A 12,562-nucleotide genomic window follows, 5' to 3' on the forward strand; every position below is an offset into this window, starting at 1 on the left:
CTTAACTCTGCTTGGGTGTGGCAACTTTGCTCACCTAAGGTAGTTTCGTGTCATATTATTTTACAATTATTTATGATTGGCTATTATTAGCACTGTCACTACGGGCATAAAAATGGGCTTCAGGTCATGTTCTGCGTGATTGAGATCCAGTCCGCCATGACTATAGGGGCAACGCAGATTCCTTCTGAGTAACCTTTGAAGGTGGCTAAAACCAGTTTGTCGCACTGAACTAGAGACCAGATATGAAGAAAGACATCACGCGCTATCGCAACATTGGTATTTTTGCCCACGTAGACGCGGGTAAGACCACTACAACCGAACGGATCCTGAAGCTCACCGGCAAAATTCACAAAATTGGTGAGGTGCACGAAGGTGCGGCAACGACAGACTTCATGGAGCAGGAGCAAGAGCGGGGAATTACGATTCAGTCCGCCGCCACCTCTTGCTTCTGGAAAGACTACCAGCTCAATATTATTGACACTCCTGGACACGTTGACTTCACCATCGAGGTGTATCGCTCTCTAAAAGTACTAGATGGCGGTATTGGAGTTTTCTGTGGTTCTGGTGGGGTTGAGCCTCAGTCTGAAACCAACTGGCGCTATGCCAACGACTCCAAAGTGGCTCGGATCATCTACGTCAACAAGCTAGATCGTACCGGCGCTGACTTTTTCCGCGTGGTGAAGCAGGTAGACGAAGTGCTAGCGGCTAAGCCACTGGTCATGGTGCTGCCGATTGGCCGAGAAACTGACTTTGCTGGTGTGGTCGATCTGCTGACCCGTAAAGCTTGGATCTGGGATGACTCTGGCGACCCGATGAACTATGAAATTCAGGACGTGCCTGCAGACATGGTGGATCAGGTTGAGGCTTACCGGGAGCAGCTAGTTGAGCTAGCTGTTGAGCAGGATGACGCCATGATGGAGAAGTATCTAGAAGGGGAAGAACTCTCTATCGACGAAATCAAGGGATGTATTCGTAAGGGCACCCGTGAACTGGCCTTCTTCCCTACTTACTGCGGTTCCTCCTTTAAAAATAAGGGGGTGCAGCTGGTGCTGGATGCTGTGGTTGACTATCTGCCCGATCCGACTGAGGTGAATCCTCAGCCCGAAATGGACTTGGAAGGTAACGAGACAGGCAACTACGCTTTTGTAGATGCCGATAAGCCGCTGCGATCGCTCGCCTTCAAAATCATGGACGATCGCTTTGGCGCGCTCACCTTTACTCGGATTTATTCTGGCACCGTCTCTAAGGGTGACAACATTCTCGACACTGCCACAGGTAAAACTGAGCGAGTTAGCCGTATTGTCGAGATGCACGCCAACTCCCGTGAAGAAGTAGACACTGCTCAAGCGGGCGACATTGTGGCACTGATTGGGATGAAGAACGTGCAGACTGGGCACACCCTCTGTGATCCAAAGAATCCAGCAACCCTGGAGCCGATGGTCTTCCCAGAGCCGGTAATCTCAATTGCCATTAAGCCTAAGAAGAAGGGCGATAACGAGAAGATGGCGATGGCCCTGAGCAAGATGGTACAGGAAGATCCTTCTTTCTACATGGAGACTGATGAAGAGAGCGGTGAAACCCTGATTAAGGGCATGGGTGAGCTGCACCTTGACATTAAAGTAGACATTCTCAGACGTACCTACGGCGTAGATGCTGAGATTGGCAAGCCCCAGGTGGCCTACCGTGAATCTATTACCAAACGTCTAGAAGACAGCTATACCCACAAGAAACAGTCGGGTGGTTCCGGTCAGTACGGCAAGATTGACTACGTTATCGAGCCGGGTGAACTAGGCAGTGGCTTTATCTTCGAGTCGAAGGTGACAGGCGGAAACGTGCCGCGTGAATTCTGGCCTGCTGTCCAGAAGGGCTTCCAAAGCAGCGTTGATAAGGGGCCATTGGCCGGTTTCCCGGTTGAAGATATCAAAGTAACGTTGACAGACGGAGCCTATCACCCGGTTGACTCCTCTGCCATCGCCTTTGAAATTGCGGCAAAAGCTGCCTATCGTCAGTCTGTGCCCAAGGCCAGCCCTCAGCTACTTGAGCCAATCATGAACGTAGACGTGTTTACGCCTGACGACTACATGGGTGATGTCATTGGCGACCTCAACCGTCGTCGCGGCATGATCAAGGCCCAGGAATCCGGCCCGACCGGCGTACGGATTAAAGCAGATGCGCCACTGAGCGAAATGTTTGGCTATATTGGCGACTTACGGACTATGACTTCAGGTCGCGGTCAGTTCTCTATGTCCTTCTCTCACTATGCCCCCTGCCCTAGCAACGTGGCTGAAGAGGTGATTAAAGAGACTAAGGAGCGTCAAGCAGCCCTAGCTTAGAATCACAGGATTAAAGGAGAAAGCTTGGGTAGAGCATCGGCAAAACTCAACACCAACCTTGTTTCTGTGAGCTCCCTTCTATTTCGCTGAATAAGAGCCTGAGCCAGTTGAAGGCTCGCAAAAAGGACAAGCCGAGTGGCCTGTCCTTTTTGCTATTAAAAAACTACAGTCCATCTAGAGGAGCCTCAATAATCTGTGAATAGGCCGCCAAGTCCCGCTGATTCAAGTCGTATTTGTCAGCAATAATAGTTAGAGACTCTGGTGCTTCCACCAGCTCATTGTTTGCGTCGAACTGAAGCTCACCTGCTTCTAAATCATTTGCTAAAGTACTCAGCTCATCTGTCGAGAGATTTTCTATTTTACGTAGCTCAGTTACATAAGCCGGATACTGATTGGGATGAGCTTGGGCAACAATCAGCCTGGTGCTGTTCAAGTTGTCATCAATCTCGTCTACTGAATCCTTTAGTTCTGCAAGCGTGGCTTGGATATACTCAATATCAATCGTAGCCCTGTGAATAGTTAAGGCATAGCCACCTATGCCTACAATCACTGCAGTTGTAACGGCGATGATTACTTCCCTAGCGATTTGATTCATTAGTAACCTCTTGAGCACTGCGTTCTTGAAGCGATCGCTGAGCTGAGAGAATTTGTGTGTGCATACTCTAATCCGTTTGTGAGAGCATACACACTCCTATTCTAAATCCGCATGATGGAGTCGAATCAGGCCGTATAGGTAAAGCTACATATGGATCTGACCGCTCAAAATAGGGATGATGCCAAGCCAGCTTTAATTGATGCTCGCAGTTCCTAAACGCTTAGAGGCATTTCTAGTCCTAGTGACTGAATGAGAACGGTCTCTATATCCTCTATGCTCTCCGTTGCTTGAGGCTGGGTCTGACAAACGGGTAGCTCAATAACAAAAGTTGTGCCCTTACCTGTCTCTGATCGACAGGTCAAAGAGCCGCTGTGTCGCTCTTTAATTACCTGATAGCTGATCGCTAATCCCATTCCAGTTCCCTGGCCTACTGGTTTTGTTGTAAAAAAGGGATCAAAAATTCGGCTTTGCAAATGAGGTGGAATGCCAGCCCCATTGTCGTAGATCTCTATGCGCACAAGGTTTGGGGTCGGTGCGTGAACCGTAATTTCTATTAACCCGCTATAAAGCAGGTCTGAGTCTGAGTTTTGAAGTAGCGCTTGAGCCTCTATAGCGTCAATAGCGTTGGTGAGCAAATTGAGCAATACCTGATCGAGATTTCTGGGATAGCATTCTACTTTAGGAACTAAGCAGTAATGCTTGATCACGCTGATGTCAGATCGCTGATTGTTAGAACGAAGGCGACTGCCCAAAACAGTCAATGTATTGTCTAAGGCCTCGCCTAAATCTATCGGTTTTAGCCCAGACTCTTCTAAACGGCTAAAAGCACTTAGGGAAGTCACAATCTTGCAGATCCGATCCGTCCCTACCTGCATAGAAGCTAACAGCTTAGGAGAGTCTTTTACAATAAAATCCAGCTCAATTTCATTGGCTACGGCGGCAACGCGCTGATCTGAAAGACAGGTACGGCAGGCATCTAGTAAACGGAACAATTTGCTGAAATAGGACTGAAGATGAAATAGATTGCCATAGATGAAGCTGATAGGATTGTTGAGTTCGTGGGTGATCCCAGCAACAAGCTGTCCTAGGCTAGACATTTTCTCATTCTGTATGATTATGGCCTGCGCTTGTCGGAGCTGCTGCAGGGCGGCGGCGAGTTTTTGGTTTTGTTCCTGTAGCTTTATCTCCGCTGCTTGGTGTTCCTGAATCTTTTGGGCTAATGCAGTATTAGCCGTTTCTAACTCTGCCGGACTGGGTAAACTTAGGGCTTTGGGTACAATAGGGACCAAGATCACCGCTGTTGTGACTGAGACAAAAGCGGTGATGGCTTTAAGAATGCCCGATTGCCAGTAATCTGGATGCCATAGCGTCCAAATCGCCATCAGGTGAGTCGCACCGCAGCAAATAATAAAGGCCCCAAACAGCGTAAAAACTTCTTTAAAGGGTAAGTCTTGTCGTTTTCGCGCAAAATATACCAGCGCAATAGGAATAGAAAAATAAGATAAGGCAATTAATAGATCAGCAGTAATGTGCAGTCCGACGAGCCCCGTTTGCCAAAGATAGCAATGTCCATGAGGGATATAAGCAAGCATTAGCAAGAGAAGAGTCATGAGCGGTTCTTACGCCTATTTGTGATGCTAGAGACTTAAACGACAACGACAATCTTGATACACAAATCTGAAGATGAAGATAAAGCTTACTCTCTTTGAAAGATTATCAAAGTTTGCTGAGAACTAAATAGCGCTAGCAGCTAAGACTTAATCATGTATAAAGTATGCTTCGATATCTCAGTATCTGTTAGGTGTAATCAAGCGGCAAGGCTGCTTATAAGGACTTGTCTTCTTTTTACCTAATTCTGAAAATTCTTGATTTTCACTTAATAGATGATTGGCGGCAGCCGTTAAATCTAAACTTCTGTCTTATATACCTTTACTAACAGTTCATGAATCAACAGGTTCAAGTATGCTATCTAAAGTATTCCCAACCTTTTCTGCGATTCCAGCAATCCAGTTTTCATCCTGCTTGGTGTAGCTACGGGGCGCATTGGCTGCCAAGATCAAAGCACCGCTTTTGCCCATCGGCTGGCAAATGACACCCTGCGTATTTTCCGGTAAATAATTAAATTCGACGCGACCAGGGTAAATTTTTAGATTGACTAAATACACAGGCACCTGCTTTTCTAAAACTCGCTGCAGAATAGCGCCAGGGTTTACTTCAGCTACTGGGCCGAATATGCCGCGCCGCATCAGCACCTGGCCTTGGTAATAAGCGACTACCGATCGCGTCACCGTATTGGTTAGCAGCAGATGAGAGGCCCAGGCCAATTCTGTTTGCACGGTTTCTGGTAAATCTGCCTGCAGCTCGAACCCCGATTCACCTGTCAGTTCTACCGTCTCAGGTGGTTTAGGCTGAATCTGTTCCCACAGCAGCCCGGTTAAGATCAAGACGGCGCTGATGATTACGCCCAAAGCATCCGATCGCGCCTGCGAATCCGTCAGGGCTGGCGTCATTAATCGGTTAATGAGCAGCAGCGTGCCGGCGATCGCCCCGACTACAATAGGAAGACGGCGCAGGACTTGATCTTGATCGGACTTTGCCATGAACTCGGCGGTTGAGATTAACAGTTCTAGTGTATCTTTACCAGGTAAAACGTCTGTTCTCTCGGTAAGTGTGTCTATGACCAGGTTGTTGCCCATGCTGGGAATTGGCCTGCTTTCTCTGTTTGTTGGCAGTAGTCAAAGTCAGCCAATAGCGGTTTCTAACTTAGATGCAATCGAACTGGTGGCCCAGTGGAAATCGCCCTGGGTGGCTAAGCTATTTGAGCCTGACCCAGCGGCAGCAGCGATCGCCCGGCAGTATCTCTCAGCGTTAGCCAATCAAGGTTTGGCAAATGAGGCTCAGGGGCTTTTTGTCTTCACCGGCACGACGACTGAAACCCACCACCAGGCTACGCTCCCCCTGCCAGCGGCTTCTCTGACTAAAATTGCCACGACCTTGGCCGCCCTATCAACTTGGCCGCCCAACCATCGCTTTGAAACCTTAATTGGCGTTACTGGGCCAATCGAAAATGGCGTGGTTCAAGGCGACTTAGTGATCCGCAACGGTAATGATCCGTTCTTTGTCTGGGAAGAGGCGATCGCCCTGGGCAACGCGCTACAGGTAGCGGGGATTTCTGCTGTGGCAGGCAATCTGGTTGTGCTGGGTGATTTCACCATGAATTTTGAGGCCGATCCTTATCGGGCCGGGGAACTGCTGCTGCAGGCTCTAGACGTGCAGCGCTGGTCGCCGGAGATTTGGGGCCAGTACAGAGCCTTGCCGCCAGATACGCCCCAGCCCGAAGTCATCGTGCAGGGAGGCGTGCAGGTACAACCTTCAGAGGCTACCAGTCAGGTATCGGCCTGGGTGGTGCAGCACCAGTCTTTGCCGCTGGTCGCTATCCTCAAAGCGATGAATATCTACAGCAATAACGTCATGGCAGAGCAAATCGCCAATCTCAGCGGTGGGCCAAGGGCGGTGATGACCCAGGTGGCAGATAAGACCCAGGTACCCATAACGGAGATCCAGCTGATCAATGGATCGGGGCTGGGAGTCGAAAATCAGATATCCCCCCGTATGGCAGTTGCCATGCTGACGACCTTAGATCAAATGCTGCAGAGGCAGGGGTACACCGTTGCGGATGTTTTACCGGTAGCAGGTCGCGATACTGGCACTTTGGCCTACCGCGATTTACCCGCCCACGCTGCGCTCAAAACCGGAAGTCTAGCCACCGTTAGCTCTTTAGCAGGAGTTTTTCCCACCCGCGATCGCGGTCTGGTCTGGTTTGCCATTCTCAATCAGGGCGGCAACCTGGAAGGGCTGCGCCAGGGACAAGACAATCTGCTGAAGGCGCTGCAGCAGCACTGGGGCAATGCGGTAACGGTTTCCGATCGCCTCCAGCCCAGCGTTAACTTCGATCAGCCCCTCTATCAGCTCGGCAATCCCCAGCGCAACCAGAGTTTTAGGCAATAGCTAGCTGTCCCCTAGGCAAATGCCAATGGAACGGGCCGTCCTCACCAGAATGTCATGGGGATCAACCGCTCTATACTGGGCGATCGCCTCGGCAATGGGAACGCTGGCGACATCGCGATCGCGCCAGCTTACCATGTGATCAAACTTACCTTCGGCGATCAAATCGACGGCAGCGACCCCAAAAGCGCTGGCCAATACGCGATCGAGCGGTGAGGGAATGCCGCCCCGCTGCACGTGGCCCAATACCGTTACTCGCGTTTCGGCGCCGCTACAGTCAGAAATCGTGTCGGCTAAATACTGACCAATCCCGCCCAAACGGCACTGCCCCAGCCGATTGGTCTGAGTCACTTTGCAGCCAGATTCATCACAAACCGACTCAGCCACCACCATCAGGGCAAAATTACGACCTCGCTGATTCAGCCGCTCAATGGCCTGACAGACGTTCTTAATTGAGTAGGCAATCTCTGGAATCAGAATAATGTCAGCACCGCCCGCAATGCCCGCGTTGAGGGCAATATGACCGGCATCTCGCCCCATGACTTCTAAGATCATGACGCGGGAATGGCTAGCTGCTGTAAAGTGCAAGCGCTCTAACGCCTCAGTCGCAATATTGACGGCTGTATCGAAGCCGACGGAGCGTTCAGTACTGCCTAGATCGTTGTCAATAGTCTTGGGAATCGCCACCAGATTGATGTTGCCCTGCTGGGCCAGCTTGCGCAAAATGGCTAAGCTGCCATCCCCGCCAATGCCAATCAGGGCGTCTAGATTCATCTGATGGTAGCCCGCAATTATTTCTTCAGAGCGATCGCGCAGACTGCCATCTGGCATGGGATAGGCGAAAGGATTGCCTTTATTGGTGGTTCCCAAAACTGTGCCACCTAAAGTCAGCAGCGGATAGGTGTCTGATAGGCTGAACTGCGTGTATTCCGGTGGGCGACGCATAAGACCGTGCGTAGCGCGGCAAATGCCAAATACCTCCCAGTCATAGGTGCCAATGGCCCGGTGGGTCACGGCCCGAATCACCGCGTTTAGCCCGGCGCAGTCTCCCCCGCTAGTCAGAATGCCAATTCGCTTGATATTGCCCATAGAATGACTCTCTAGTTTTGAGCTATCAAAACTATCCGGTATTCGGAGCTAAAAAAAGCTGTTATCTAGAAAACTTAAAATATTTCTGCTCAGCCTCTACAATCCTGACTGTTTTTATGTCATTGTCTGTTCATTTTTGGCGCTGTGCTGTGCCCTGGGGAGATATTAAACTGACGCCGACAAAGCAGCTTGAAGCTAGGGCTGTGGACTTTTACGGGCACTTACTACCCTTTTCTGAAGCAAATAAACGGTGAAACTGAACTCGTTTCATAACCTTTTTTTAATCATCAAGTTTTACAAAGCAGATAGGCTAAAGCCTTAGAAAGCAAGCGAATTGCGATCGCATTTCTATAGTTCATCTAAAGCTTAGTCTCGCTCTTTAAAATGCCTCCCTAATATGGAACCAATGGGCGGTGGCAGATCAAAATCAATTTGTTAACTGATGTATTAACAGCGTCTCTGCCCTAGAGAACGCAAATTTTAGGAGGAAAACTACATGGTTGATGGCTACCAGCCAGCCCAGGCAGCGGCTTTAGATCGAGACTGCATGACCCTGTCGCGTCACGTTTTGGAGCAGCTTCACAGCTTCGGACCTGAGGCCCAAGATCTAAGCGCCCTCATGAACCGGATTGCCCTAGCTGGCAAGCTGACGGCCCGACGGCTAACCCGCGCTGGCCTGATGGAGGATGCCTTGGGCTTTACTGGACGCACTAACGTTCAGGGGGAAGAAGTCAAACGCATGGACGTTTACGCCAACGACGTATTCATTTCCGTCTTTAAGCAAAGTGGCTTAGTCTGCCGTCTGGCGTCTGAAGAGATGGATAAGCCCTACTATATTCCGGAAAACTGCCCGGTGGGTCGCTACACGCTGCTTTACGATCCGATCGACGGTTCTTCAAACGTCGATATTAACCTCAATGTGGGGTCTATTTTTGCCATTCGGCAGCAGGTCGGGGACGATGCCGATCAAAGTGCCTCAGACCTGCTGCAAAACGGACATGAGCAAATTGCGGCTGGCTACATTCTCTATGGGCCTAGCACCGTGTTGGTCTATTCCATTGGCCACGGCGTTCACGCCTTCACCTTAGACCCCAGCCTAGGCGAGTTTATTCTCTCCAGTGAAAATATTCGGATTCCCGAACACGGCCCTACCTATAGCGTCAATGAAGGGAATTTCTGGCAGTGGGAGGATTCCTATCGCGATTTTATTCGCTATGTTCATAGACATGACGGCTACTCGGCCCGCTACAGCGGTGCGCTAGTAGGAGATTTTCACCGCATTCTGATGCAGGGCGGTGTGTTTCTCTACCCCGGCACGATCAAAAAGCCCGAAGGTAAGCTCCGTTTACTCTACGAAACGGCCCCTCTGGCCTATCTGGCTGAACAAGCGGGGGGAAAAGCTAGTACGGGTTCTCAGCGAATTCTAGAGGTGGTGCCAGATAAGCTGCACGCCCGGACGCCCTTAGTAATTGGCAGTGTTGAGGATGTAGCGCTAGTTGAGTCTTTCGTCAGTGAGCGGCAGCGGGAAGCAGCGGAGTTGACGACCTCCAATCCTTAAATCTAGTCAGACAGCTGCCTGTCTGCTCGCGAAAAAATTGTTGTAACGTTATCGGGAGATATCTAACTATATGACTGCTACTGCAGATAATCCAATTCTCCATCTCAAAGATTACGGTCAAAGCGTTTGGATGGACAATCTCAGCCGCGATATTTTGCAATCCGGTGAGCTAGAAAAGCTGATTGAGAGCCGGGATGTGCATGGGATCACCTCTAATCCGGCAATTTTCCAAAAAGCGATCGCCGGAAATGCGGTGTATGACGAAGCGATTGAAGCTGGCATCCGAGCCGGTCAGTCAGTCGAAGAAATCTACGAGGCGCTGGTATTTGAAGACATCCGCCACGCCTGCGATACGCTCATGCCCATCTATCAGGAGACAGGTGGCTTGGACGGCTACGTTAGCTTAGAAGTCCGTCCCAGTTTGGCCCGCGACACCGAAGGGACTCTGGAGGAAGCGCGGCGCTATTTCAAAGCGCTAGATCGTCCTAACCTGATGATCAAGATCCCCGGCACGCCGGAGGGCGTTCCTGCGATTGAGCAGGCCATCAGTGAGGGCATCAACGTCAACGTGACGCTGCTGTTTTCTGTGCAATCTTACAAAGACGCTGCCTGGGCCTATGTGCGCGGTCTAGAGAAGCGAGCCGAGCAGGGCAAAGACATCAGCAAGATTGCCTCAGTCGCCAGTTTCTTCCTCAGCCGGATTGACACTAAGGTAGACGATCGCGTCGATGAGCTGCTGGTAGGAGAAGACAACCTTAGCAAGAAAGCCAAGCTGCAGGAAGTCAAGGGCGAAGTGGCGATCGCCAATGCCAAGATTGCTTACCAGGAATACAAAAAGATTGTTGAGAGCGATCGCTGGCAGGCTCTGGCTAACCAAGGAGCCAACGTGCAGCGGCTGCTCTGGGCGAGCACCAGTACCAAAAATCCTGAGTACAGCGACGTGATGTATGTTGACGAGCTGATTGGCCCAGATACGGTCAATACGTTGCCGCCTGACACCATCGAAGCCTGCGCCGATCACTGCGATGTTGACAACCGGATTGAAACTAACGTCGATCAGGCATACCAGCTAATTGAGAGCCTGCCTGAACTCGGTATCGAGCTTGAGCAAATCATGGATGAACTCCTCGAAGAAGGCATCGATAAGTTTGTTCAACCCTTCGACAAGCTGATGGACTCACTGGTTACTAAAGTCAAGCAGCTATCGCCTGCTTAGACTTGAACTCACGAAAAGCGGGTTTGGAGAGAACTGATTATCACTTACAGATCTTCCATCCCGTTTTTGCCATTGTTCTTTTACCTGTGCCCTTTCCTAATTCCTCTTGTCTATGGTCACCCTACTCGAAAATCCGCTACGCGTTGGTTTGCAGCAGGATCCAATCCCCGATCCCCAAATTTTGGTTATTTTTGGTGCCTCAGGCGATTTAACCCATCGCAAATTGGTACCCGCCCTCTATCAGATGCGCCGCGAGCGACGGCTGCCGCCAGAAACAACCATTGTGGGGGTTTCTCGCCGCGATTGGAGCCACGACTACTTTCGCGAGCATCTCAAGGAAGGGGTGGATGAGTTCGGTGGCGGCATTGGCAGTCAAGAACTGTGGGATGACTTTGCCAAAGGGCTTTTTTATTGTCCGGGCAACATTGATCAGCCAGAAAGCTATCACAAGCTCAAGGCTTTTCTCTCAGAACTGGACGAAAAACGAGGAACTCGCGGCAACCGGGTCTTTTATCTGTCCGTAGCACCGCGCTTTTTTGGCGAAGCTGCTCAGCAGCTAGGGGGCGCTGGAATGCTGAACGATCCCAGTAAGCAAAGGCTAGTGATTGAAAAGCCCTTTGGTCGCGATTTATCCTCTGCCAGAGTCTTAAATCAAACCGTGCGCCAAGTCTGTGACGAAAGCCAGATTTATCGTATTGATCACTACTTAGGCAAAGAAACGGTACAGAACCTAATGGTTTTCCGTTTTGCGAACGCCATTTTTGAGCCGCTGTGGAACCGTCAGTTTGTCGATCATGTGCAAATCACGGTGGCGGAAACGGTAGGTTTAGAAGGACGGGCTGGCTATTACGAGACGGCGGGTGCCCTACGAGACATGGTGCAAAACCATCTAATGCAGCTCTTTTGTCTGACGGCGATGGAAGCCCCCAACTCTCTAGACGCTGACAGCATTCGCACCGAAAAGGTCAAGGTCATTCAGGCTACGCGCCTAGCTGACCTAAGTGAGCTAGAGCTATCGGCGGTGCGCGGCCAGTATTCTTCCGGCTGGATGAAGGGCAAGTCAGTGCCGGGCTACCGCGACGAGGAGGGAGCTAGCCCAGAGTCCACGACGCCAACCTACGCCGCTATCAAACTCAATATCGATAACTGGCGCTGGAAGGGCGTCCCTTTCTACATGCGTACGGGCAAGCGAATGCCCAAAAAGATTACCGAGATTTCTATTCACTTCAAGGAAGTGCCGTATCTGATGTTCCAATCCGCAGCCAAGCAGATGAACCATAACGTCCTGGCGCTGCGAATTCAGCCAGATGAAGGCATTTCTATGCGATTCGAGGTTAAAACGCCCGGCAATTCCCTGCGAACCCGCTCGGTTGACATGGATTTTCGCTATGATGCTGCTTTTGGTAAAGCGAATACAGACGCTTACAGCCGACTTTTGGTGGACTGTATGTTAGGCGATCAGACGCTCTTTACGCGGGGCGACGAAGTAGAAGCCTCTTGGCGAGTTTTAACGCCTCTGCTGCAGGCATGGGATGCCCCCGCACCGGCAGAATCTATTCCCATGTATGAAGCGGGTACTTGGGAACCTGTCGAGGCTGAACTGCTGCTCAACCGCGATGGTCGTCGCTGGCGTAGGTTATAATCCCGAACTTAATGGAGAGTCGATAGCATAGAGATAGCCTCAAATAGTTCAGCGATTCAGCTTCATAGCGAATAGCCCCAAATCTCTCCATTGCCTTGCTTTGATTTGTCCTTCACAACTTCCC

At 50.6% G+C, this 12,562-nt stretch carries 9 protein-coding genes; 5 read left to right on the forward strand and 4 right to left on the reverse strand.

Annotated elements, in window-relative coordinates:
* Positions 1-242 precede the first annotated feature (242 nt).
* Entirely contained in the window at positions 243-2,333 is a 2,091-nt protein-coding gene (fusA, locus tag QJQ48_RS00495) for an elongation factor G (RefSeq protein WP_346289211.1), read from the forward strand.
* A 163-nt stretch (positions 2,334-2,496) separates the two neighbouring features.
* On the opposite strand, the gene QJQ48_RS00500 is transcribed toward fusA, so the two are convergent.
* From QJQ48_RS00500 to QJQ48_RS00510, 3 genes are all read right to left on the reverse strand, one after another.
* Positions 2,497-2,928, reverse strand: a complete 432-nt coding sequence (locus QJQ48_RS00500) for a hypothetical protein (RefSeq protein WP_346289212.1) — start codon at positions 2,926-2,928, stop codon at positions 2,497-2,499.
* A 212-nt stretch (positions 2,929-3,140) separates the two neighbouring features.
* On the reverse strand, positions 3,141-4,520 hold the full coding sequence (locus QJQ48_RS00505) for a sensor histidine kinase (protein ID WP_346289213.1): 1,380 nt from the start codon (positions 4,518-4,520) through the stop codon (positions 3,141-3,143).
* A gap of 348 nt (positions 4,521-4,868) precedes the next feature.
* Positions 4,869-5,528, reverse strand: coding sequence for a cofactor assembly of complex C subunit B (locus tag QJQ48_RS00510; RefSeq protein ID WP_346289214.1), 660 nt, complete (start codon positions 5,526-5,528; stop codon positions 4,869-4,871).
* A gap of 76 nt (positions 5,529-5,604) precedes the next feature.
* Here QJQ48_RS00510 and QJQ48_RS00515 point away from each other — a divergent pair, with 76 nt between their 5' ends.
* Complete coding sequence (locus tag QJQ48_RS00515; RefSeq protein WP_346289215.1) at positions 5,605-6,936, forward strand: D-alanyl-D-alanine carboxypeptidase; 1,332 nt, start codon at positions 5,605-5,607, stop codon at positions 6,934-6,936.
* Here the strand turns inward: QJQ48_RS00515 and QJQ48_RS00520 are convergent, their stop codons facing one another.
* Complete coding sequence (locus tag QJQ48_RS00520; protein ID WP_346289216.1) at positions 6,937-8,022, reverse strand: ATP-dependent 6-phosphofructokinase; 1,086 nt, start codon at positions 8,020-8,022, stop codon at positions 6,937-6,939. It abuts the gene before it with no gap.
* A gap of 496 nt (positions 8,023-8,518) precedes the next feature.
* Here QJQ48_RS00520 and fbp point away from each other — a divergent pair, with 496 nt between their 5' ends.
* The 3 genes from fbp to zwf all read left to right on the forward strand — a co-directional run bounded on the left by fbp (position 8,519) and on the right by zwf (position 12,438).
* Positions 8,519-9,580, forward strand: coding sequence for a class 1 fructose-bisphosphatase (gene fbp, locus QJQ48_RS00525; protein ID WP_346289217.1), 1,062 nt, complete (start codon positions 8,519-8,521; stop codon positions 9,578-9,580).
* Positions 9,581-9,650: 70 nt separating this feature from the next.
* Positions 9,651-10,796, forward strand: coding sequence for a transaldolase (gene tal / locus QJQ48_RS00530; RefSeq protein ID WP_346289218.1), 1,146 nt, complete (start codon positions 9,651-9,653; stop codon positions 10,794-10,796).
* A 112-nt stretch (positions 10,797-10,908) separates the two neighbouring features.
* Positions 10,909-12,438 (forward strand): glucose-6-phosphate dehydrogenase, encoded by a 1,530-nt coding sequence (gene zwf, locus QJQ48_RS00535; protein ID WP_346289219.1) that lies wholly within the window; start codon positions 10,909-10,911, stop codon positions 12,436-12,438.
* Positions 12,439-12,562: the final 124 nt, after the last annotated feature.

It is taken from the genome of Sphaerothrix gracilis Ecp01 (genome assembly GCF_030405905.1).
Taxonomy (GTDB): domain Bacteria; phylum Cyanobacteriota; class Cyanobacteriia; order Phormidesmidales; family Phormidesmidaceae; genus Sphaerothrix; species Sphaerothrix gracilis.

Excerpts from the sequence above, each read along its gene's own strand:
- fusA (WP_346289211.1), top strand. The coding sequence starts at position 243 with ATGAAGAAAGACATCACGCGCTATCGCAACATTGGTATTTTTGCCCAC.
- QJQ48_RS00500 (WP_346289212.1), bottom strand. The coding sequence starts at position 2,928 with ATGAATCAAATCGCTAGGGAAGTAATCATCGCCGTTACAACTGCAGTG.
- QJQ48_RS00505 (WP_346289213.1), bottom strand. The coding sequence starts at position 4,520 with ATGCTTGCTTATATCCCTCATGGACATTGCTATCTTTGGCAAACGGGG.
- QJQ48_RS00510 (WP_346289214.1), bottom strand. The coding sequence starts at position 5,528 with ATGGCAAAGTCCGATCAAGATCAAGTCCTGCGCCGTCTTCCTATTGTA.
- QJQ48_RS00515 (WP_346289215.1), top strand. The coding sequence starts at position 5,605 with ATGACCAGGTTGTTGCCCATGCTGGGAATTGGCCTGCTTTCTCTGTTT.
- QJQ48_RS00520 (WP_346289216.1), bottom strand. The coding sequence starts at position 8,022 with ATGGGCAATATCAAGCGAATTGGCATTCTGACTAGCGGGGGAGACTGC.
- fbp (WP_346289217.1), top strand. The coding sequence starts at position 8,519 with ATGGTTGATGGCTACCAGCCAGCCCAGGCAGCGGCTTTAGATCGAGAC.
- tal (WP_346289218.1), top strand. The coding sequence starts at position 9,651 with ATGACTGCTACTGCAGATAATCCAATTCTCCATCTCAAAGATTACGGT.
- zwf (WP_346289219.1), top strand. The coding sequence starts at position 10,909 with ATGGTCACCCTACTCGAAAATCCGCTACGCGTTGGTTTGCAGCAGGAT.